The organism is Bacillus cereus group sp. MYBK222-1, from assembly GCF_051916425.1.
In the GTDB taxonomy this organism is placed as follows: domain Bacteria; phylum Bacillota; class Bacilli; order Bacillales; family Bacillaceae_G; genus Bacillus_A; species Bacillus_A paranthracis.
In genome coordinates this window covers 477,275-498,678 of sequence record NZ_JBQAGP010000002.1, presented here as the reverse complement: position 1 = coordinate 498,678, position 21,404 = coordinate 477,275, and the positions used below count along the sequence as shown (strand labels likewise).

Genomic DNA, 21,404 nt, shown 5'->3' with positions numbered 1-21,404 from the left:
TTACAGGAGGACGATAGATGAACATTCGGCAACTAGCGCTGCAAAATATAAAAGGAAATTGGCGTAATTATAAAGTATTTTTCTTAAGTAGTTGTTTTGCGATATTTGCGTCTTTTGCATACATGTCCGTCATTGTACATCCGTATATGCAAGAGACGATGTGGTATCAAAACGTACGCTGGGGACTGATCATATGTAATGTTATTATCATTTCTTTTTTCGTCATATTTATTTTGTATTCTACTTCTATTTTCATAGAGGCACGTAAGAAAGAATTTGGATTATATATGTTAATGGGAGCAACGAAATCTAACGTAATTGGCGTAATTATGACCGAGCAAATGTTGATCGGGGTATTTGCTAATATTTTTGGTATTGGGCTTGGCATGATTTTTTTAAAGCTCTTCTTTATGGTGTTTAGTATGTTACTGGGGCTTCCGAAAGAACTCCCTGTCATATTTGACTTGAGAGCAATTGGGGGAACATTTATTGCGTATATGGTCGTATTTGTTGTCTTATCATTTATAAGTGCTTTACGTATATGGAATATAAAAATCATTCGGTTATTGAAAGAATTTCGAGCAGATAAAAAAGAGAAGAAAACATCAATGTGGCTTTGTATATTCGGATTTATTTGTTTAGGTATAGGATATGCGTTAGCGTTACAAGCGACCATACTAACGATAGCGGTCTATTTTTTCCCTGTGTCTATACTTGTCTCTTTCGGAACGTATTTTTCTTTTACACACGGCACTGCTCAAATATTAGAAATAATAAAACGAAATAAAAAGATTATGTATACATATCCGTATTTATTTATAGTGAATCAATTGTCACATCGAATGAAGGAAAATGGTCGCTTTTTCTTTATGCTTTCTATGGCAACGACATTTGTAGTTACAGCAACAGGTACGGTGTTCTTATATTTTTCTAGCATGCAAGATATGTGGCGAGATGGGGGCGCACACTCATTTTCATACATAGAAAAAGGTGTTTCTACCCATGAAGTCTTTGAGGAAGGTACGGTTGAACAATTACTGCATCAATATGGATATGATGATTTTCAATTTATGAGTTTTGTTGGAGTGTATGCATCTTTTCAGACCAATAAGGGAGAAACAGAAGTAGCGCCACTCATTAAAGAAAGTGAATACAATCAGGAGGCAAGAAAACAAAAACAGAAAACGTATCATCCTAAAAAAGGAACAGTCACACTTGTTTATTATAATAAATACAATCATCCGAATGTATATGATCAAAAAGAGATTCAACTACAAGTAATGAATCAAACTTATTCCTTCGTATTTAACGGTCAAAAGGAAGGGGTCCAATTTAACTATCATCCTTCGCACATTAACGGTCTGTTCTTCGTCATGAATGATAAAGACTTTGACAGTATAGCAAATCAGGTTCCTGATTCTGAAAAAATGATATATAGAGGCTATACATTACCAAGTATCGAAAATACGAAAGAATTAAATGAAGATTTACGGAAACATATGAAACAAGATAAAGATCATGCATTTCGAAGTAATATGGAATTTTATGTAACTATGAAAAAGGGCGGCGATATTACTCTATTTGTAGGCTCATTCATTAGTATATTATTTTTCCTTACATCGTGTAGTATCGTATACTTTAAATGGTTTCATAATATTGCATCGGATCGAAAGCAGTACGGGGCGCTTTCTAAGCTTGGAATGACGAGAGAAGAAGTGTGGAAGATTTCTCGCTGGCAATTATGTATGCTATTTTTTGCGCCAATTATAGTAGGAAGTATGCATAGTGCGGTTGCGTTATATACATTTCATAATACAATCTTTATGGATGGTTCATTACGAAAAGTAGGCTTGTTTATTCTATTTTATATTGTTGCATGCATCGTTTATTTCTTTTTTGCTCAAAGAGAATATAGGAAACATTTAGACTAGCAAATGCTAGTCTTTTTTTAATATTCGAAATTTACATAGAAGAATATAAAAAAGTATGGTATAACAGTAAGAAAACGAAAAAGAGGGGAAAAGACGATGATTCGAGTAGGATATTTAGGACCAGAAGCAACATTTACAAATATGGCGGTGAGTCGTTTTTTTCCGGAAGCAGAGCATGTACCGTATCGAACGATTCCAGACTGTATGGATGCAACTGCAAATGGAAATGTAGATTATGCAGTGGTACCACTAGAAAACGCTATAGAAGGTTCAGTGAATATAACAGTTGATTATCTCGTGCATGAGCAACCACTTTCTATTGTAGGAGAAATTACAGTGCCCATTCAGCAACATTTACTTGTACATCCGCAGTATGCAGAAGTGTGGGAAGAAGTATATGCAGTGCATTCTCATCCACACGCTATTGCACAATGTCATAAGTTTTTAAATGAAGAATTAAAAGGGATAACTGCTCGAGATATGACATCAACAAGTGCTGCTGCGCAATATGTGAAAGAACATCCTGAAGAAAAAATTGCTGCCATTGCAAATGAAGCAGCTGCAGAGAAATACGGATTAACGATCGTAAGACGAAGTATTCATACACATAAAAATAATCATACACGTTTCCTAGTGCTCCATAAGAAAAAGAAAGCTATACTCTCAAATAATGGAGAAAACCGCGGAGAGAAAACGACGCTTATGATAACGTTACCTGCTGATTATGCAGGGGCACTATATCAAGTGTTATCAGCTTTCGCATGGAGAAAATTAAACTTATCAAAAATTGAATCGCGCCCGATGAAAACGGGTCTTGGAAATTACTTTTTCTTGATTGATGTCGATAAAGCATATGATGATGTATTATTGCCAGGCGTAACGATGGAACTTGAAGCACTCGGTTTTTCTGTTACGGTGCTGGGGAGTTATTCTTCTTATTGGTTATAAGGGGAGTTAGATTATACCGTGTGATAGATCAATAAAATCCCACCTATAAATGGTGGGATTCTTTATTTTAACTTCGCAAGACGCTCTTCTAATTGACCACGCCAAACGTCAGCTAGTTCTGGAACAGCAAGAATCTTTTCGATGCCATCTCTATCTTTTCTATTATGAAAATAAATTTCGTTAGAGAACAAGACAGAAACATTGCTCGGTTGACGTTCTAGTAAAGTAATTTTAGAATCTTTACGTACAGTACCTTCTTGAAGAACGCGGCATAGATAGCCAGTAAATCCAGTTGCTACAATGCGCGGCAGTATGCCAGGAATACCGAGGCGTTTTGAAATTGTGCTACAAGGTACTCTTGCTTGTGTCACCTGAATGATTGCTTCACCTAATTTGTATGTATCTCCGATGCAAACATCACGCTCTAACATATTTGTTACGGTAATGTTTTCGCCAAATGCAGAAGCGGGGAGTGTTGTTTGGAATTCTTCTTCCCATAGTGCGTAATGCTCGTGTGGGTACACACAAACTGCACGATCAGGTCCCCCATGGTGTTTTAAATCCGCTACGTCATCACCAAGGAAGCCATCTTTTGAGAGAAAAGCTTCTTCCGTAGAATCTTTACATATACCTGTTATCATTTCTTTATCTTCGCCATATTTCATTTGTTTCGGTTTGCCAATGCTAAAGTGAACGAGTTCAATTCCCATCTTTGATCTCCTTTACAATTGATTACAATATTATATCATTAAAAAAGCACAGAGAATGATAAAAAACTCTGTGCTTTACATTAATAAACGAGAAATCCTGCTTTATCTAAAGCCTCGCAAGCAGCGTCTAATTTTTCTTTAGAATCCGCTTCAATTGTATGTAAGTGAATACCATCTGTTAGTTGCGATAGATAGGAAGCGTTTGTATTTTCGATTTTTTGTAAATATTGCTCTACATCAAAGCGATTACTTACCATGATGGATGCTGTTAAGTCACCGTATACAGGATGCTCAACTTTTACATCTTTAATCGTAACGCCGTGGTCAACAAGCATTGTAAGTTCTTGACGTACTTCTGCTGGTTTATGTTGGCATACAATTACGCGTTCGAAAGCTTGCTGTTTTTCTTGTGGTTTTAAATATAAATAGCCTTGAGCAGTCGCAATGATCGGTTCGTTTCGTGCTTTAAGCAAGGAAATATCTTGCACGATAACTTGTCTACTTACGTTTGTCTTTTTCGATAGCTCATTTCCGGATAACGGTTCATTTGCAGCGAGAAGCCACTGAAGGATAAGTTGTCGTCTTTCTTCACCTAAAATCTTTTTTTGTTCATTTTGTTTCATTATGATTTAACACCTCTATAAAATTGATTTCCAATTGTGTGTAGTGCATGAATAGTAGTATCAATTTGATCTTTCGTTGTTTGTTGTCCGAAAGAGAAGCGGACATATTGTTTTGCCTCTTCATACGTTTTTCCAATTGCAAGCATTGTTTTCGAAGGTTCTTGTTTACCAACTTGGCAAGCACTTCCGGTAGAAATGGCAATACCGCGGCGATTACATTCTAGCATTGTATATTGGCCTTCTATTCCTTTTATTGTAACCCCAATAATATGTGGTAAACAAGAAGTAGAATGACCTTCTACTTCAATTTTTAGTGGAAGTGTTCGTATTTGCTCTAAAAAGTAAGATCGTAACCCTTTAAAACGTAAACTTTCTTCTTGTTGATTTTTTAATATATTCTCAGCAGCTGTTAAAAAAGCTGCGATGCCAGGAACGTTCACTGTACCTGGACGAAAACCTCTTTCGTGAGAGGTTCCCGGAAATATTTGTGCCCAGCGAACTTGCGGATTGATATAGCAAGCGCCAACACCCTTCGGTCCGTATATCTTATGTGCTGAAACAGAAAGACTATCAATCCCCATCTCAAAAACATGGATAGGAAGTTTACCAAAGGTTTGTACACAATCTGAATGAAATAAAACGTTATATTTTTTTAAAAGTGCCCCAATCTCTGCGATATTTTGAACGGTTCCGATTTCAGAGTTTCCGTGCTGTATACTTGCTAGAACAGTATCTTCTGTAATAGCTTCTTCTAAATCTATTAAACGAATGAGTCCATTTTTATCAACAGGAATTTCAGTAATTGTATACCCTTTTGATTGTAAGGATTGAAAATAACTTCGAATGGATGCATGTTCCATAGGTGTCGTAATAATATGCTTCTTATTTTGGGCATTGAGAAGGGACTGAATCGCAAGGTAGTTCGATTCTGACCCACCGCTCGTGAAGAATATCCCTTGTTCCTTTCCACCAATCATTTCGGCAAATGTTTTTCTACAAACTTGTAGTAAAGAAGAGGCCGTTCCTCCAATATCGTGTAAACTTTGTTCATTTCCGAAGTATTGCGATGCTGCTTTCGTATATGTTTGTAATGCTTCCGCGCTCATAGGTGTAGTAGCTGCATAATCAAGATATATCATCATGTAAGTTCCTCTCTCTAGTAAGAGTTACATTTCTTTTATTTTTTTAAATGGTAGTGAAAATAAGAATTATAAAAAAACTCTTGTCATTATTTTAAAACTATGTAAATATAGGTGTCAAGACAGTTGAAAAGTGTAAAGTAGGAGGCAACAATTATGCCAAGTGCAGATGTCTTAATTATTGGAAGTGGCGTTGCGGCACTTCGTGTTGCAAAAGAGATTTGTCACGAAAAGAATGTGATTATTATCACAAAGGAAACAAATCGTAATAATAATACATATTTAGCGCAAGGTGGAATTGCCGCAGCCGTAGCTACATATGACAATCCAAATGATCATTTTGAAGATACGTTAGTAGCAGGATGTCATTATAACAATGAAGATACGGTTCGTTATTTAGTTGAAGAAGGGCCGAAAGAAATGAATCATCTCATTGAAAATGGAATGAAATTTGATGGAGATGAAACGGGCCCTCACCTTGGAAAAGAAGGTGCACATCGGAAGCGGCGTATTTTACATGCAGGTGGCGATGCAACAGGAAAGAATTTATTAGAGCATTTCATTCAAGAAGTAGTTCCGCATGTTACGGTAGTGGAACAGGAAATGGTGCTTGATTTTATTATAGAAAACGAAAAATGTGCTGGAGTTTTAACGCGAGATAGTGAAGGGAAGTTGAAGCGTTATGATGCAGATTATACGGTGTTAGCCTCAGGCGGGATTGGTGGTTTGTATGCTTTTACTTCTAATGACAAAACAATTACGGGTGATGGACTTGCGATGGTGTACCGCGCGGGTGGGGAGCTTGTAGATTTAGAATTTGTACAATTCCATCCAACGATGTTATATGCGGGCGGGCGATGCTGCGGTCTCGTCTCTGAAGCAGTCCGCGGTGAAGGAGCTGTCCTTATAAACGGAAAAGGGCAGCGTTTTATGATGGATATACATCCAGATCATGATCTCGCACCGCGTGATGTAGTGGCAAGAGCGATTCATGAACAGCTTTTGTCGGGTGAAAAAGTATATTTGAATATCGAGTCTATTCAAAATTTCGAAGAACGTTTTCCAACTGTATCAGCATTGTGTAAAAAGAATGGTGTTGATATTACTAAAAAACGCATTCCAGTCGTACCCGGTGCTCATTTTCATATGGGTGGCGTGAAAACAAACATTGATGGGGAGACGTCTATTCCAAATTTATATGCAGTCGGTGAAGTAGCTTGTAATGGGGTTCATGGAGCAAATAGATTAGCGAGTAATTCATTATTAGAAGGTCTTGTGTTTGGAAAAAGAATAGGACAGCATCTTTTAACGAAAGCGACAAAAGACAGATTGAACAACTTTGCTGAGAAGGAAAAGAAGTTTATCGTTCTGAATCATTTGCCGACGAAAGAAGAAATACAAGAATGCATGATGAAATATGTTGGGATTGTGCGAACAGAGCAAAGTTTATCTTATGCAAAGAGATGGCTTAGTAAGTACGGTGTTCGAAATATGATATTACAACATGATGTTCTTACAAATGAAGAGATAACGCTTATGAATATGTTAACAGTTTGTGAGCTTATCGTCGTATCAGCTTTGCAAAGAGAAGAAAGCATTGGTGGCCATTATCGAAGTGATTACCCACATAGAAATAGCGTAAAAAAAGAAATCGTTCGAGTGAAAAGAAAACTACAACTTGTGTAATGAGGGGAAGAGGGGCTTTATGAATACGATAAAGGTTAAAGAAGCATTAAATCGATTTTTTCTAGAAGATATAGGAGAAAGAGATGTAACATCTCAGCTTATTTTTCCAGATAATTTACTTTCAAAAGGAACGTTTCTTGCAAAGGATACAGGAGTCTTTGCGGGACGTTTAGTCATTGAAGAAGGGTTTAAATTAATTGATGAGAGAATTAAAGTGGAGCTTCATAAAAAAGATGGAGATCTTGTAGAAAAAGGCGAAATAATTGCAACTGTCCAAGGACCAATCGCATCGTTATTAACGGCAGAGCGCGTTATATTAAACGTTATCCAGCGTATGAGTGGGATAGCGACAATGACATACGAGGCTGTTCGTGCCTTAGATAGCAGCCATACACGCATTTGTGATACGCGAAAAACGATGCCAGGGCTACGTATGTTTGATAAGTATGCAGTTGTATGCGGAGGCGGATTTAATCACCGTTTCGGCTTATATGACGGTGTCATGATCAAAGATAATCATATTGCTTTTGCTGGTTCTATTACGAAAGCTGTTACATCGGTGAAAGAAAAGTTAGGACATATGGTGAAAGTAGAAGTGGAAACAGAAACAGAGGAGCAAGTGAGAGAGGCTGTAGCTGCTGGTGCAGATATTATTATGTTTGATAACCGTACGCCAGATGAGATTCGAGAGTTTTCAAAGATTGTACCAAGTGCCATTGTTACAGAAGCTTCAGGAGGTATTACCATTGAAGATTTATCGAAATACGGAAAAACAGGGGTAGATTATATTTCACTTGGAGCGTTAACACATTCAGTGAAAGCACTTGATATTAGTTTCAATATTGAGGCGTAAGGAAAGTGGCTTAGAGGGGGAGAAAGAAATATGAGTATTTTAGAAAAAGTACAACCGATTGAAACGATGTTACCAGAGCGTTATTATACGATGTCAACAGAAAATATGGAAAAGCGGGTTCGTGAAATTAAAGAAAAAATGGGGGAAACGCTATTTATTCCAGGCCATCATTACCAAAAAGATGAAGTGGTACAATTTTCTGATGCAGCAGGAGATTCACTTCAGCTTGCGCAAGTTGCAGCGAGCAATAAAGAGGCGAAATATATTGTATTTTGCGGTGTACACTTTATGGCGGAAACAGCAGATATGTTAACGACAGATGATCAAATTGTTATTTTGCCAGATATGCGTGCAGGTTGTTCGATGGCAGATATGGCAGATATTGAACAAACAGAAAGAGCATGGAAAGAGCTCATGAAATTATTTGGAGATACGATGATTCCGTTAACGTATGTAAACTCTACGGCTGCAATTAAAGCATTTTGCGGTCGTAATGGCGGAGCAACAGTAACTTCTTCTAATGCAAAACAAATGGTATCTTGGGCGTTTACACAAAAAGAGCGTCTCGTTTTTTTACCGGATCAACATTTAGGAAGAAATACAGCGTACGATTTAGGTATCCCGTTAGATAAAATGGCAGTATGGGATCCACATACTGATTCATTAGAGTACGATGGAGATATAGAAGAAATCCAAGTGATTTTATGGAAAGGACATTGTTCTGTTCATCAAAATTTTACAGTGAAAAACATTGAGAACGTACGGAAAAATCAGCCGGACATGAACATTATTGTACATCCAGAATGTTGCTACGAAGTTGTAGCTGCTTCGGATTATGCAGGTTCAACGAAATACATTATTGATATGATTGAAGCGGCTCCATCCGGAAGTAAATGGGCGATTGGTACAGAAATGAATTTAGTGAACCGAATTATTCAACAACATCCAGATAAAGAAATTGTTTCACTTAACCCCTTTATGTGTCCGTGTTTAACGATGAACCGAATTGATTTGCCGCACTTATTATGGGCACTTGAAACGATAGAAAAAGGAGAAGAAATTAACGTCATTAGCGTAGATAAACAAGTGACTGAAGAGGCAGTTCTTGCATTAAATCGTATGTTAGAGCGTGTGTAAAGCAGCGGATTCCCGTTGCTTTTTTTCGTACATATAATCATAACGAGAACAAAATGGGCATACATTGTTTTGAAGAAATCATTGCGATTATCTTATACTTATTCCGCTTCTAATGATATCGAAAATCGAAGAAGTGATACAAGTGAAAAGAGGTTAACGTTATTTAGAAAGGGTTACTTCATGAGATTTGTTACTTATAGATAAGTTATACAGGAGGGGGAAAATTTGAAAATTCATATCGTGCAAAAAGGGGATACCCTTTGGAAAATTGCGAAAAAGTACGGAGTGGATTTTGATACGTTGAAAAAAACAAATACACAACTTAGCAATCCAGATTTAATTATGCCAGGTATGAAAATTAAAGTACCATCAAACAGTGTACACGTAAAACAGCATGCTGGAGCAGGTTCAGCACCTCCAAAACAATATGTAAAAGAAGTGCAACAAAAAGAATTTGCAGCAACGCCAACGCCGCTTGGAATAGAAGACGAGGAAGAAGTTACGTATCAATCAGCACCAATTACACAAGAGCCTGCCATGCAACAAACACAAAAAGAAGTGCAAGTAAAACCACAGAAGGAAATGCAAGTGAAACCACAAAAAGAAGTACAGGTAAAACCACAGAAGGAAATACAAGTGAAGCCACAAAAGGAAGTACAGGTGAAACCGCAAAAAGAGGTGCAAAAAGAACAGCCAATTCAAAAAGAAAAACCAGTTGAAAAACCGTCAGTGATTCAAAAACCACCTGTTATAGAAAAACAAAAACCAGCGGAAAAAGAAAATACGAAGTTTTCGGTAAATGTGTTACCGCAGCCGCCGCAACCACCAATAAAAACGAAAAAAGAATATAAAATTTCAGATGTAATTAAAAAAGGAAGCGAGTTAATTGCTCCTCAAATTACTAAAATGAAACCTAATAACATCATTTCTCCGCAAACGAAAAAAGACAATATAATATCACCACAAGTAAAGAAAGAAAATGTAGGGAATATCGTATCACCACAAGTGAAGAAAGAAAACGTAGGAAATATAGTATCACCGCAAGTGAAGAAAGAAAACGTAGGAAATATAGTATCACCGCAAGTAAAGAAAGAAAACGTAGGAAATATAGTATCACCGCAAGTAAAGAAAGAAAACGTAGGAAATATAGTATCACCGCAAGTAAAGAAAGAAAATGTAGGAAACATAGTGTCGCCAAATGTATCGAAAGAAAATGTAGTGATTCCACAAGTAATACCACCAAATATTCAAGTGCCAAATATAATGCCAATTATGGATAACAATCAGCCACCAAACATCATGCCAATCATGGATAATAATCAGCCACCAAACATGATGCCGATCATGGATAACAATCAACCACCAAACATGATGCCGATCATGGATAACAATCAACCACCAAACATCATGCCAATCATGGATAACAATCAACCGCCAAATATAATGCCAATTATGGATAACAATCAACCGCCAAATATAATGCCAATTATGGATAATAATCAAATGCCAAATATGATGCCGATAATGGATAACAACCAAATGCCGAATATGATGCCAATTATGGATAACAATCAAATGCCAAATATGATGCCAATCATGGATAACAATCAACCACCGAATATGATGCCATATCAAATGCCGTACCAACAGCCTATGATGCCGCCGAATCCGTATTATCAACAACAAAATCCATATCAAATGCCATATCAGCAAGGAGCACCGTTTGGACCGCAATATACGTCTATGCCAAATCCAAATATGATGCCGATAGATAATAATATGCCGCCGCTCGTGCAAGGAGAGGAAGATTGTGGATGCGGAGGAGAGAGTAGGCTATATAGTCCGCAACCTGGAGGGCCACAATACGCGAATCCTTTATATTATCAACCAACTCAATCCGCATATGCACCACAGCCAGGAACGATGTATTATCAACCAGATCCACCAAATGTATTTGGGGAGCCAGTTTCAGAAGAAGAGGATGAAGAAGAAGTTTAAAAAAGGTGGGATGATTCCCACCTTTTTTGTATGTAGATTCGTTCTGGAAACGGAAGATTTACACCAAATGTTAGAAAATCCCCAGTGAAATATTAACAGTGTAAAAACCTTCTCTGTTACTCATCATAAGAGGGAGCTTTTCAGAAGAGAAGTTCATTCTAACAGAGGGGGTTTTTGTATTGAATACGAAAGTAAAAGTGATTGCTGCTTCTTTGTTAGTTACTAGTGCATTAGCTGCATGTGGTACACCAAAAAACAATGCAATGGATGGACGTAACTACAATTATGAGCGTACATCTTATAATGATACACATCAGTATCGTGATAATGTGACGCGTAACGATCGTTATACAGACTATGTAACATATAGAAATGGTCGTAACGATACAGGATACAACTATTACCGTGATGTAAATTATAACGGTCAAATTGCTAATCCGCATCCAACACGTAATATTACAATGAACAATTCATACATTAACAATGATGGTAAAACTGCAGAAAGAATTACAAATCGTGTGAAACGTATGAATAACGTAGACCGCGTATCTACAGTTGTATATGGAAACGATGTGGCGATTGCGGTAAAACCACGTAACACAGTAACAAATGAAACGGCAATGGCGAACGAAATTCGTCAAGCGGTTTCAAATGAAGTTGGAAACAGAAACGTATATGTATCTGTAAGAAATGACATGTTTACTCGTGTCGATGCAATGAGTACACGCTTGCGTAACGGTACAGTTACAAACGATTTTAATCGTGACATAGTGAATATGTTCCGAGACATTCGTTACGGTTTAACTGGTACAGTGCGATAGCAAAATAAAAGAGGAAGGGTAGCCCTTCCTCTTTATTCATCGTTGTCTTGTAAACGACGCTTTTTTATAAAATAACTAACGGAGTAAGATACTAAAAAGCATATGAAGAGAATGCTGCCTGTTAAAATAGCTTCAAAGAGAGGTCTTTCTGGACTGAAAATAATATAAATAATAGCCATAATAATTCCAACGATAAGGGAGCGAAAGACAAGTTTATAGTAAGGAGTTAATTGGATGTCCTTTTTGCTTTCTTCTACATCAATTGAAACGCTTAACTGTAAATAACTAAGCACAATACTCGTAAGAATAAATAATAGCCATAATGGAGATTTTGTAATTTGATCTAGTCCTTCAGTGAATCCGATATAGCCTAAAATTCCAATTATACCAAGTGATTGAAAAAGAAAGGCAATACGTATATTTTTTAATGTTTGCAGAATGAGACGTTCATCTTTTATTTTTTTCACAATATCCATCTCCTGTTTATGATGATTTCGCTGTTATATTAATTGTAACATATATATTGCATTTATCAATTTATAATTTGCATATAATTTGTTTGGATGAAAGAGGAAATAAAATATTTTTATAAACATGTTGCACTTATACTTTATTAATGTTATATTAGCAAAGCGATGAGCTAATTTACGTAAGACGAGAGATATGCTTAAGTGCTAAACACGCGAATGTGGTCGCCTGGTCTCTCGCCGTAAACGCATCAAGACGCCTGCTTTGCAGGCGTCTTTCATTTTGTATGAATGTAAAGGGAAGAATGGAGAAATCCAATCTTCCTTTTTTTATCGAAAAAGAGTCTGAAAATAAAGTTATTTACAACTGCGAATGAAAGAGTTACTATTTAATGGTAATATATTACATGTTTTTTATATATAAAAGGTTGGGATGAATAGGATATGGAGAATTTTGAATGTAGAAATACAGAAGTTGTATTAGAGAAATTTCAGGTCGTAACACCTATATTTCAGGCGTTGGGGGATGAGAATCGTCAGCAAATTATTATGCTATTGTTAGAAAACAAACAGATGAATGTAACGCAAATAACAGATAAAATGGGGATTTCTAGACCAGCTGTTTCACACCATTTAAAAATTTTAAAACAAGCAGAACTAATTGTAGCGGATCGACATGGAAAAGAAATTTTTTATTCTATAATAGCCGGAGAATTTTTAAAACAGGTGAAGGATTTACTTCAAGCAATAGAATCGAATTATTAATTTTTTTTTAACTAATAAGTAAACAAGTTTAAACTTTTGAACTTGTTTACTTGAAAGGGGTAATAAAAATGAAAAAAATAAATCGTATGTATGTCATTATGTTACTTGTTCCTTTATTTTGGGGTGGCTCTTTTGCAACAGCAGAGCATGTTATTACTGAAATTCCACCGATTACAGCGGCAACAATTCGTTTTGGTTTAGCGGGTTGTATTTTAATAGGCATAGTTTTTATGAAATCTGAGTGGAATACAAGTTTGTTATTAAAGAATTGGAAAGGGCTGTTATTTGTATCATTAACAGGTATTTTTGGCTACAATGTTTTTTTCTTTATGGGACTTAACTATACTTCCACTTTGAATGGCTCGCTTATTATTGCTACAATGCCCGTTTTTGTAACCTTAGGAGCAATATTATTTTTTAAAGAGTCTTGGAGTATAAAAGTCGGAATAAGTTTAATGTTGTCTCTTATCGGTGTAATAGTTGTTATTACGAGCGGTTCAATAAATACACTTATGTCTTTGTCATTTAATAAGGGCGATCTTTTATTTATAGCTGCTTTAATCTGTGGGGTGTTATATAGCTTAACAGGAAAAAAAGTTATGAGTGGTGTCTCCCCTTTATTAACTACAATGAGTATGACGGTATTGGGTACTGGGTTTTTAGCAGGCCTTTCTTTATATGAAGATGGATGGGGAAAGGTTGGGACGTTTTCTTTACAGGGATGGATAGAAATGTTGTATATGGTCATATGCGGGACGTTAATTGGATATATCGTGTTTAATAAAGGAGTAGAAGAGTTAGGTGCAAGCAAAGCGAGTATGTATTTAAATCTAACTCCTATTGTAGCTACTTGTATATCAGTTGTCCTATATGGAGCAGCTGTTACGTGGCAACAGATAGTTGGAATGGCAATCGTATTAATTGGAGTCTATATAGCGACGGTACAATCCAATAAAGATATAAAAAAGCTTTCAAGTAATCAATATGTTTCGAAATAGGTAGAAATCATTGGACTCTATAAGTCTTAATGAGAGTAATCTATGAATTAGGGATAAAACCCCCATTTCCGGAGAAACTACTAATGAAAGTTTGATCTTGCCTAAAAGAGGTGAACGGAAATGAAATGGATACTGATTGCGATGCAAGCTTTCGTTATGATGTTTTGTCTCGTTTATGGAACGAATGCGAAGGCGGAAGGGCCAGTACCAGAAGTAACAGAAAAAGAACCTGAAGTTACAATTTTATTAGAGCGAATGTATGTTGATGGAGAAGTAAGTGAGGAAATCTTTACAGAAAAAGTAGCGGACTTAGAAAAGTTTTTACAGCAATATAAAGAATGGCAGCTCGTTGATCGTGATGATGTACAAATCGTATTACAAAAGAAAGTTGACGATATTTCTCCGTTATTAAAAACGAGCGGTTATTTTGGCGTGTCAGAGGAAGGGATATTACAAATTTTTAAAGGTGTACCGAAAAGCGATAATGCGATTCATTCCTTCTTTCAAATTGATATGAAAAAGCTTGAGAGTTATGAGCGTGCGAAATTGAAACGTGGTATTCGTATTAAATCAAAAGAAGGTTTTGTGAAGACGATTGAAAAAATGAAACAATATGCAGTGCAAAATAAGAAAAAAAGCAGCTCATGGTGAGCTGCTTTTTTTCTTATTTATTTTTATCTAAAATTTGTTTTGCGATTTCATCGATTAGCATATCTTTTCCGATTGGATTGAAAGCTTTCGTATTGAAGATTTCGTTTGATACTTCATATACGTGATTGTTTTTTACAGCTCTATTGTCTTTCCAAACGGCACTGTTTTTGTAGTCTTCGTAAACTTTATCAGCTTCACCGCCAAAGTTTACAATAAACATTTGGTCAGGTTGGAATGCAACAAGACCTTCTAGCGATACTTGCGCCATCGTTTGTTTTAAATCTGTACCTTTTGTTGCTGGAAGTTTTAAGTCGTTAAAGATGATGTCACCGTACCCGAAGCTACCGTATACACGGAAGTTTTGTGGTGTAACTGCGATGAACATAAAGCTCTCATCTTTTGTTTTCTCTTTAATCTTTTTAGATAAAGAGTCGGCTTTTTTATCGTAGTCTGCAATCCATTTGTCGGCTTTCTTTTCTTCGTCAAATAGTTTACCTACTTCTTTAAACTTACCGCGCCAGTCTTCTAAGTTTGTTTCTAGAACAACTGTCGGTGCTACTTTTTCTAGTTGATCATAAATTTTTAATTGACGATTGTTCAAAATAATTAAGTCTGGTTTTAAAGCAGTAACAGCTTCTAAATCAACTTTAGGTGCCCAATACCAACCTACTGCTTTTACTCCGTCTAGCTTTTCTGTCAAATGCTTTTGGATTTTATCTTTATATGTATTTGCTGTACCAACAGGTTTGTGTCCAAGAAGTAATAATTCTTCTGTTGAACCCGATAAATCAACAATTCTCTTTGGATTTACTGGAATTGTAGCTTCCCCTTTAGCGTGTTTTACAACTTTTGTTTTCGGTTGTTCTTTTGCTTTTGATTCTTCTTTTTGAGAAGAACAGCCAACGATAGAAAGAACAACTAGCATAATAGTAAATAAAATAAATAGCTTACGTTTCATCCTGATGTAACCCCTTTAATTAGTATTGATAATCATTATCGACTTCTGTATATTAATGTGCTTCATGCTTTCTGTCAATGGAAAATAACAGAAGTTTCAAATAGAGAACATTTGTTGGGGTAGTCTCGCTTTTCTATCATTAAATATGTTAAAATGGAATACATGATTTAAGAGGGAGAGATCGTATTTTGTTTGAATATGTTACAGGTTACGTGGAGTATGTAGGACCGGAATATGTCGTAATTGATCATAATGGAATTGGTTATCAAATTTTCACACCGAATCCGTATGTATTTCAAAGAAGTAAGCAAGAAATCCGTGTCTATACATATCATTATGTGAGAGAAGATATTATGGCGCTTTACGGGTTTAAAACACGTGAAGAGCGTTTATTATTTACAAAGTTGTTAGGCGTGTCTGGTATTGGACCAAAAGGCGCTCTTGCAATTTTAGCTTCTGGTCAAACAGGACAGGTCGTTCAAGCGATTGAACATGAGGACGAGAAGTTTTTAGTGAAGTTCCCGGGCGTAGGGAAGAAAACAGCGCGCCAAATGATTTTAGATTTAAAAGGAAAACTAGCAGATGTTGTACCAGATGCATTTGTTGATTTATTCTCAGATACAGAACGTTTTGATGAGAAGAAAGGTTCTTCAGCTGAGCTTGATGAGGCGTTGGAAGCTCTGCGCGCACTTGGATACGCGGAACGAGAAGTTTCTCGCGTTGTACCAGAGTTATTAAAAGAATCATTAACGACGGATCAGTATATTAAAAAGGCACTTAGTCTTTTACTAAATGGTAAGAGGTGAGTATAATGGACGAACGTCTCCTTTCAGGGGAATCAGCATATGAAGATGCAGATTTAGAATATTCATTACGGCCACAGACGCTCCGTCAGTATATTGGCCAAGATAAAGCGAAACATAATTTAGAGGTGTTTATTGAAGCGGCGAAAATGCGTGAAGAGACGCTAGATCACGTGCTTTTATATGGACCACCAGGTCTTGGTAAAACGACGCTTGCGAATATTATTGCCAATGAAATGGGCGTAAATGTTAGAACAACTTCAGGACCGGCAATTGAAAGGCCAGGTGATTTAGCGGCTGTTTTAACAGCACTTCAGCCAGGGGATGTATTATTTATTGATGAAATTCATCGTTTGCATAGATCAATTGAAGAAGTACTATATCCTGCAATGGAAGATTTTTGCCTTGATATTGTAATTGGAAAAGGACCGTCAGCAAGGTCTGTACGTTTAGATTTACCGCCATTTACATTAGTTGGAGCAACGACGCGTGCGGGAGCATTATCAGCGCCATTACGTGACCGTTTCGGTGTACTTTCAAGATTAGAGTATTACACAGTAGATCAGCTTTCTGCGATTGTGGAACGTACAGGAGAAGTATTTGAAGTTGAAATTGATTCATTAGCTGCACTAGAAATTGCAAGACGTGCTCGTGGTACACCTCGTATTGCGAATCGTTTATTACGACGTGTACGAGATTTCGCACAAGTTCGGGGTAACGGAACGGTTACGATGGAAATTACACAAATGGCGTTAGAACTACTGCAAGTAGATAAATTAGGTCTAGATCATATTGACCATAAATTATTGCTTGGTATTATTGAGAAGTTCCGTGGTGGTCCAGTTGGATTAGAAACGGTTTCGGCAACGATTGGAGAAGAATCTCATACGATTGAAGATGTGTATGAGCCGTATTTATTACAAATTGGCTTTTTACAACGAACGCCAAGGGGGCGAATTGTAACGCCACTTGCATATGAGCATTTCGGAATGGAGATGCCAAAAGTATGACGGAGATGCCAAAATTGCTTATTACAGCAGGAATCTTACTTATCGTTGTTGGCTTAGCTTGGAAGTTCATTGGAAGACTTCCGGGCGATATTTTTGTGAAAAAAGGAAACGTTACCTTTTATTTTCCTATCATTACATGTATTGTGTTAAGTATTGTATTATCTTTTATTATGTATATAATAAATCGATTCAAATAAGAAATAGGTGGATATAGTTATGGATATTAATCTGTTTGATTTTCATTTACCAGAAGAACTTATTGCACAAGTCCCATTAGAAGAGCGGGAAACATCAAGATTAATGGTGTTAGACCGTGAAACAGGCGATATTGAGCATAAACATTTTACAGACATTCTTTCTTACTTACATGAGGGGGATTGCTTAGTTTTAAATGAAACGAAAGTAATGCCTGCTCGTCTGCATGGTGTGAAAGAAGATACAGGCGCACACATTGAAGTACTTCTTTTAAAACAAGAAGAAGGTGATAAGTGGGAGACGCTTGTTAAGCCAGCGAAACGTGTAAAAGAAGGAACTGTTATCTCTTTTGGCGAAGGAAAATTAAAAGCAACTTGTACAGGAACTGCAGATCAAGGTGGACGTCAGCTTGAATTTTCATATGACGGCATCTTCTATGAAATTTTAGATGAACTTGGAGAAATGCCACTTCCTCCATATATTAAAGAGACGCTAGAAGATCGCGATCGCTATCAAACAGTATATGCGAAAGAAATCGGTTCAGCAGCAGCGCCGACTGCAGGACTTCATTTTACAGAAGAGTTACTGGAGAAGTTAAAACAAAAAGGCGTTGAGTTAGCATTTATTACACTTCACGTAGGGCTTGGAACATTTAGACCAGTTTCTGCTGATACGATTGAAGAGCACCATATGCACGCAGAATATTACCATATGTCTGAAGAGACGGCGGCATTATTAAACCGTGTAAGAGAGAATGGTGGACGTATTATTACGGTAGGTACGACTTCAACTCGTACGTTAGAAACAATTGCGACAGATCATGACGGCAAGCTTTGTGCTGCTTCTGGCTGGACAGACATTTTTATGTACCCAGGTTACGAATTTAAAGCAATTGATGGTTTAATTACAAACTTCCATTTACCGAAATCAACATTAATTATGCTTGTAAGTGCATTTGCAAACAGAGATAATGTACTTCATGCTTATAATGAAGCAGTAAAAGAAAAATATCGTTTCTTTAGCTTTGGTGATGCAATGTTCGTTGCCTCTCACGCTAAAATGGGAAACAAATAAAAGGAGTAAATTATGACAGCAATTCGTTATGAATTTATTAAAACTTGTAAACAAACAGGTGCCCGTTTAGGACGTGTACATACGCCACACGGTTCATTTGATACACCAACATTTATGCCAGTTGGTACGCTTGCAACAGTTAAGACAATGTCACCAGAAGAATTAAAAGCAATGGATTCTGGCATTATTTTAAGTAATACGTATCATTTATGGCTACGTCCAGGTCACGAAATCATTCGTGAAGCAGGCGGTTTGCATAAATTTATGAACTGGGATCGTGCAATCTTAACGGACTCTGGTGGTTTCCAAGTATTCAGTTTAAGTGACTTCCGTCGCATTGAAGAGGAAGGCGTTCATTTCCGTAACCACTTAAATGGAGATAAATTATTCTTATCACCAGAAAAAGCGATGGAAATTCAAAATGCATTAGGTTCAGATATTATGATGGCATTTGATGAGTGTCCACCATTCCCAGCTACTTTTGAATATATGAAGAAATCTGTAGAGCGTACAAGCCGCTGGGCAGAGCGTTGCTTAAAAGCACATGAACGTCCACAAGATCAAGGTTTATTCGGTATTGTACAGGGTGGGGAGTTCGAAGAGCTTCGTCGCCAAAGTGCAAAAGACCTTGTTTCAATGGACTTCCCTGGTTACGCGGTAGGTGGTTTATCTGTAGGTGAGCCGAAAGATATTATGAACCGTGTACTTGAGTTTACAACGCCACTTCTTCCAGATAATAAGCCACGTTACTTAATGGGAGTAGGTTCTCCTGACTCGTTAATCGATGGTGCAATTCGTGGTATTGATATGTTTGACTGCGTACTTCCAACTCGTATCGCTCGAAATGGTACATGTATGACAAGTGAAGGCCGCCTTGTTGTCAAAAATGCGAAATTCGCAAGAGACTTCGGTCCGCTGGATCCAAACTGTGATTGCTATACATGTAAAAATTATTCTCGTGCGTACATTCGTCACTTAATGAAATGTGATGAAACGTTCGGAATTCGTTTAACGTCTTATCACAACCTTCATTTTCTGTTAAACTTAATGGAGCAGGTGAGACAAGCTATTCGTGAAGACCGTCTTGGCGATTTCCGCGAAGAATTCTTTGAACAGTATGGCTTTAATAAACCGAATGCTAAAAACTTCTAATACATAATTTAAAAGGAGGAACAAAAGATGAATCCAGGTATGATGAATATCGTTATGATCGTTGCGATGTTTGCGATTTTCTATTTCTTATTAATTCGCCCGCAACAAAAACGTCAAAAAGCAGTTGCTCAAATGCAAAGTGAGTTAAAAAAAGGTGATGCTATCGTAACAATCGGTGGTTTACACGGTACAATCGAATCAGTAGATGAGACGAAAATCGTTATTAAATCTGGCGGTTCACACTTAACTTTCGATCGTAATGCGATTCGTGAAGTTGTGAAAAACTAATGAGGAAGGCCCTGCATGAAATGTGCAGGGCCTTTTTTTAGTTATTTTGTTTGGACATATTTACACCGAAAATGCCACCAAGTGTACTCGCACCCATTAATGCTAATTGGTAAAGTAACTGCGAGTTCGATAAAGTTTGAGAGAAGCCTAAATAGTTAACTAGAAAAACAAGTATAGTGAATGTAAGTCCTGTTGAGAAGCCTACTAGCCAACCTTTCCCTTGTGCTTTTTTGCCGGCAGTAAACCCAGATATAAGCATAGATAAAAGTGCTAGTATAAAAATAGTAACAGCTAATGTTCCTTCATTCATATCTGTAAATTTTAATAAAAGAGCCATAATCATGCTAGTAACTGTTGCGAGAATTAATAGGATAACGATACCGAAGCCGATTGCAGTTGATAATTTTTTCGTTCCATCCATTTATACATTCCCCCTTTTTAATACAAGCATATTTTCCTTTTGCCTAAGTTAGACTATTTTCTTTTTTATAGGGGAGTCTATACGTAAAAAGGAGATGTAAAAATGGAATGGGTATCAATCATTGGCCGGACGATGCTTTTGTATATCATCATCTTAATTATTTTTCGTCTTATGGGTAAACGTGAAATAGGAGAATTAAGTGTATTAGATTTAGTCGTATTCATTATGCTTGGTGAAATGGCAGTAGTCGCAATTGAAAATACCGATAAATCACTTTGGCACCAATTAGTTCCGATGACTTTTCTTATGTGTATACAAATTATTTTGTCAGTTATTTCGTTAAAGTATCAACGCTTTCGGCATTTAATAGAAGGTGAGCCAGCCATTCTTGTAAATGCAGGAAAGATTGATGAAAAGAAGATGAGAAAGCAACGTTATAATATAGATGATTTAATGATGCAATTAAGGGAACAAGGAGTTGGAGACATCCGGGATGTAGAATACGCTATTTTAGAACCATCTGGGAAGTTATCTGTCTTTCAAAAACAAAAAGGCGGGCAGGATGCATTGCAGTTTACTCTTCCTCTTATTATCGATGGCGAAATTCAATCGAATCATTTACAAATGATTGAACATACAGACGAGTGGCTTGTTGAAAAATTAAAAAACTTAGGCTATAACGATGTAACACAAATTTTATACTGTAGTTTTCAAAATGGAAAATTTTTTGTTGATTTGAAAGAAAACTAGAGGCTTACTATATGGAATAGTAAGCC

22 protein-coding genes and 1 pseudogene are annotated in these 21,404 nt (G+C 36.8%); 17 read left to right on the top strand and 6 right to left on the bottom strand.

The annotated features are described in order from the left end of the window. The first annotated feature begins 17 nt into the window (after positions 1–17). Positions 18–1,931 (top strand): ABC transporter permease, encoded by a 1,914-nt coding sequence (locus ACTFR9_RS14595; RefSeq protein WP_229136249.1) that lies wholly within the window; start codon positions 18–20, stop codon positions 1,929–1,931. Between the two features lie 96 nt (positions 1,932–2,027). Further along, the gene (gene pheA / locus ACTFR9_RS14590) at positions 2,028–2,879 is read left to right on the top strand and encodes a prephenate dehydratase (protein ID WP_061132109.1); all 852 of its coding nucleotides are present in this window, start codon (positions 2,028–2,030) and stop codon (positions 2,877–2,879) included. Between the two features lie 62 nt (positions 2,880–2,941). Here pheA and ACTFR9_RS14585 read toward each other — a convergent pair whose 3' ends face one another. The 3 genes from ACTFR9_RS14585 to ACTFR9_RS14575 all read right to left on the bottom strand — a co-directional run bounded on the left by ACTFR9_RS14585 (position 2,942) and on the right by ACTFR9_RS14575 (position 5,354). Continuing rightward, entirely contained in the window at positions 2,942–3,589 is a 648-nt protein-coding gene (locus tag ACTFR9_RS14585) for an MOSC domain-containing protein (RefSeq protein WP_000510675.1), read from the bottom strand. Positions 3,590–3,669: 80 nt separating this feature from the next. Beyond that, complete coding sequence (locus ACTFR9_RS14580) at positions 3,670–4,212, bottom strand: transcription repressor NadR (RefSeq protein WP_000812272.1); 543 nt, start codon at positions 4,210–4,212, stop codon at positions 3,670–3,672. Next, positions 4,212–5,354: an IscS subfamily cysteine desulfurase gene (locus tag ACTFR9_RS14575; protein ID WP_229136248.1), complete on the bottom strand. Its 1,143-nt coding sequence runs from the start codon at positions 5,352–5,354 to the stop codon at positions 4,212–4,214. The genes ACTFR9_RS14580 and ACTFR9_RS14575 overlap by 1 nt, the downstream gene beginning before the upstream one ends. Positions 5,355–5,507: 153 nt before the next feature. Between ACTFR9_RS14575 and nadB the strand changes: the two genes are divergently transcribed. The 5 genes and pseudogenes from nadB (at position 5,508) to ACTFR9_RS14550 (ending at position 11,846) form a co-directional block, all read left to right on the top strand. Beyond that, complete coding sequence (nadB, locus tag ACTFR9_RS14570) at positions 5,508–7,037, top strand: L-aspartate oxidase (protein WP_001138551.1); 1,530 nt, start codon at positions 5,508–5,510, stop codon at positions 7,035–7,037. A 19-nt stretch (positions 7,038–7,056) separates the two neighbouring features. Beyond that, entirely contained in the window at positions 7,057–7,890 is an 834-nt protein-coding gene (gene nadC, locus ACTFR9_RS14565; RefSeq protein ID WP_001092219.1) for a carboxylating nicotinate-nucleotide diphosphorylase, read from the top strand. A 30-nt stretch (positions 7,891–7,920) separates the two neighbouring features. Continuing rightward, positions 7,921–9,027 carry a quinolinate synthase NadA gene (gene nadA / locus ACTFR9_RS14560; protein WP_076867635.1) on the top strand — a complete coding sequence of 369 codons (1,107 nt, stop codon included), beginning with the start codon at positions 7,921–7,923 and terminating at the stop codon, positions 9,025–9,027. Positions 9,028–9,252: 225 nt separating this feature from the next. Continuing rightward, a pseudogene (gene safA, locus ACTFR9_RS14555) lies at positions 9,253–9,409 on the top strand (SafA/ExsA family spore coat assembly protein); the annotation flags it as partial. A gap of 1,795 nt (positions 9,410–11,204) precedes the next feature. Further along, a complete protein-coding gene (locus tag ACTFR9_RS14550) occupies positions 11,205–11,846 on the top strand; it encodes a YhcN/YlaJ family sporulation lipoprotein (protein WP_001093544.1) in 642 nt (213 codons plus the stop codon). Between the two features lie 32 nt (positions 11,847–11,878). Here the strand turns inward: ACTFR9_RS14550 and ACTFR9_RS14545 are convergent, their stop codons facing one another. Then, entirely contained in the window at positions 11,879–12,313 is a 435-nt protein-coding gene (locus ACTFR9_RS14545) for a hypothetical protein (protein ID WP_000721230.1), read from the bottom strand. Positions 12,314–12,757: 444 nt separating this feature from the next. On the opposite strand from ACTFR9_RS14545, the gene ACTFR9_RS14540 reads away from it, so the two are divergent. The 3 genes from ACTFR9_RS14540 (at position 12,758) to ACTFR9_RS14530 (ending at position 14,727) form a co-directional block, all read left to right on the top strand. Beyond that, positions 12,758–13,078: an ArsR/SmtB family transcription factor gene (locus ACTFR9_RS14540; protein WP_000426918.1), complete on the top strand. Its 321-nt coding sequence runs from the start codon at positions 12,758–12,760 to the stop codon at positions 13,076–13,078. Positions 13,079–13,146: 68 nt separating this feature from the next. Further along, complete coding sequence (locus tag ACTFR9_RS14535; RefSeq protein ID WP_000723576.1) at positions 13,147–14,076, top strand: DMT family transporter; 930 nt, start codon at positions 13,147–13,149, stop codon at positions 14,074–14,076. 120 nt (positions 14,077–14,196) lie between these two features. After that, positions 14,197–14,727 carry a BofC C-terminal domain-containing protein gene (locus tag ACTFR9_RS14530; protein WP_076856677.1) on the top strand — a complete coding sequence of 177 codons (531 nt, stop codon included), beginning with the start codon at positions 14,197–14,199 and terminating at the stop codon, positions 14,725–14,727. Between the two features lie 13 nt (positions 14,728–14,740). Here ACTFR9_RS14530 and ACTFR9_RS14525 read toward each other — a convergent pair whose 3' ends face one another. Beyond that, entirely contained in the window at positions 14,741–15,685 is a 945-nt protein-coding gene (locus ACTFR9_RS14525) for an iron-hydroxamate ABC transporter substrate-binding protein (protein WP_000823601.1), read from the bottom strand. Between the two features lie 188 nt (positions 15,686–15,873). On the opposite strand from ACTFR9_RS14525, the gene ruvA reads away from it, so the two are divergent. Genes ruvA through yajC form a run of 6 tightly spaced genes read left to right on the top strand, consistent with a single transcriptional unit; the run spans position 15,874 to position 20,207 of the window. Further along, on the top strand, positions 15,874–16,491 hold the full coding sequence (gene ruvA, locus ACTFR9_RS14520; protein ID WP_000464511.1) for a Holliday junction DNA helicase RuvA: 618 nt from the start codon (positions 15,874–15,876) through the stop codon (positions 16,489–16,491). Positions 16,492–16,496: 5 nt separating this feature from the next. Continuing rightward, on the top strand, positions 16,497–17,498 hold the full coding sequence (gene ruvB, locus ACTFR9_RS14515; RefSeq protein WP_000344452.1) for a Holliday junction branch migration DNA helicase RuvB: 1,002 nt from the start codon (positions 16,497–16,499) through the stop codon (positions 17,496–17,498). After that, positions 17,495–17,695: a DUF2905 domain-containing protein gene (locus ACTFR9_RS14510; protein WP_000138162.1), complete on the top strand. Its 201-nt coding sequence runs from the start codon at positions 17,495–17,497 to the stop codon at positions 17,693–17,695. Before ruvB ends, ACTFR9_RS14510 begins: the two co-directional genes overlap by 4 nt. Before the next feature lie 19 nt (positions 17,696–17,714). Next, on the top strand, positions 17,715–18,767 hold the full coding sequence (gene queA / locus ACTFR9_RS14505; RefSeq protein WP_000354031.1) for a tRNA preQ1(34) S-adenosylmethionine ribosyltransferase-isomerase QueA: 1,053 nt from the start codon (positions 17,715–17,717) through the stop codon (positions 18,765–18,767). A gap of 12 nt (positions 18,768–18,779) precedes the next feature. Further along, positions 18,780–19,919 (top strand): tRNA guanosine(34) transglycosylase Tgt, encoded by a 1,140-nt coding sequence (gene tgt, locus ACTFR9_RS14500; RefSeq protein ID WP_000125362.1) that lies wholly within the window; start codon positions 18,780–18,782, stop codon positions 19,917–19,919. 27 nt (positions 19,920–19,946) lie between these two features. After that, positions 19,947–20,207: a preprotein translocase subunit YajC gene (gene yajC, locus ACTFR9_RS14495; protein WP_001068066.1), complete on the top strand. Its 261-nt coding sequence runs from the start codon at positions 19,947–19,949 to the stop codon at positions 20,205–20,207. A 37-nt stretch (positions 20,208–20,244) separates the two neighbouring features. Here the strand turns inward: yajC and ACTFR9_RS14490 are convergent, their stop codons facing one another. Then, on the bottom strand, positions 20,245–20,628 hold the full coding sequence (locus tag ACTFR9_RS14490; protein WP_000349147.1) for a TIGR04086 family membrane protein: 384 nt from the start codon (positions 20,626–20,628) through the stop codon (positions 20,245–20,247). A gap of 102 nt (positions 20,629–20,730) precedes the next feature. On the opposite strand from ACTFR9_RS14490, the gene ACTFR9_RS14485 reads away from it, so the two are divergent. Next, positions 20,731–21,378, top strand: coding sequence for a DUF421 domain-containing protein (locus ACTFR9_RS14485; RefSeq protein ID WP_000455382.1), 648 nt, complete (start codon positions 20,731–20,733; stop codon positions 21,376–21,378). Positions 21,379–21,404 lie beyond the last annotated feature (26 nt).

Excerpts from the sequence above, each read along its gene's own strand:
- ACTFR9_RS14595 (WP_229136249.1), top strand. The coding sequence starts at position 18 with ATGAACATTCGGCAACTAGCGCTGCAAAATATAAAAGGAAATTGGCGT.
- pheA (WP_061132109.1), top strand. The coding sequence starts at position 2,028 with ATGATTCGAGTAGGATATTTAGGACCAGAAGCAACATTTACAAATATG.
- ACTFR9_RS14585 (WP_000510675.1), bottom strand. The coding sequence starts at position 3,589 with ATGGGAATTGAACTCGTTCACTTTAGCATTGGCAAACCGAAACAAATG.
- ACTFR9_RS14580 (WP_000812272.1), bottom strand. The coding sequence starts at position 4,212 with ATGAAACAAAATGAACAAAAAAAGATTTTAGGTGAAGAAAGACGACAA.
- ACTFR9_RS14575 (WP_229136248.1), bottom strand. The coding sequence starts at position 5,354 with ATGATGATATATCTTGATTATGCAGCTACTACACCTATGAGCGCGGAA.
- nadB (WP_001138551.1), top strand. The coding sequence starts at position 5,508 with ATGCCAAGTGCAGATGTCTTAATTATTGGAAGTGGCGTTGCGGCACTT.
- nadC (WP_001092219.1), top strand. The coding sequence starts at position 7,057 with ATGAATACGATAAAGGTTAAAGAAGCATTAAATCGATTTTTTCTAGAA.
- nadA (WP_076867635.1), top strand. The coding sequence starts at position 7,921 with ATGAGTATTTTAGAAAAAGTACAACCGATTGAAACGATGTTACCAGAG.
- ACTFR9_RS14540 (WP_000426918.1), top strand. The coding sequence starts at position 12,758 with ATGGAGAATTTTGAATGTAGAAATACAGAAGTTGTATTAGAGAAATTT.
- ACTFR9_RS14535 (WP_000723576.1), top strand. The coding sequence starts at position 13,147 with ATGAAAAAAATAAATCGTATGTATGTCATTATGTTACTTGTTCCTTTA.
- ACTFR9_RS14530 (WP_076856677.1), top strand. The coding sequence starts at position 14,197 with ATGAAATGGATACTGATTGCGATGCAAGCTTTCGTTATGATGTTTTGT.
- ACTFR9_RS14525 (WP_000823601.1), bottom strand. The coding sequence starts at position 15,685 with ATGAAACGTAAGCTATTTATTTTATTTACTATTATGCTAGTTGTTCTT.
- ruvB (WP_000344452.1), top strand. The coding sequence starts at position 16,497 with ATGGACGAACGTCTCCTTTCAGGGGAATCAGCATATGAAGATGCAGAT.
- ACTFR9_RS14510 (WP_000138162.1), top strand. The coding sequence starts at position 17,495 with ATGACGGAGATGCCAAAATTGCTTATTACAGCAGGAATCTTACTTATC.
- queA (WP_000354031.1), top strand. The coding sequence starts at position 17,715 with ATGGATATTAATCTGTTTGATTTTCATTTACCAGAAGAACTTATTGCA.
- tgt (WP_000125362.1), top strand. The coding sequence starts at position 18,780 with ATGACAGCAATTCGTTATGAATTTATTAAAACTTGTAAACAAACAGGT.
- yajC (WP_001068066.1), top strand. The coding sequence starts at position 19,947 with ATGAATCCAGGTATGATGAATATCGTTATGATCGTTGCGATGTTTGCG.
- ACTFR9_RS14490 (WP_000349147.1), bottom strand. The coding sequence starts at position 20,628 with ATGGATGGAACGAAAAAATTATCAACTGCAATCGGCTTCGGTATCGTT.
- ACTFR9_RS14485 (WP_000455382.1), top strand. The coding sequence starts at position 20,731 with ATGGAATGGGTATCAATCATTGGCCGGACGATGCTTTTGTATATCATC.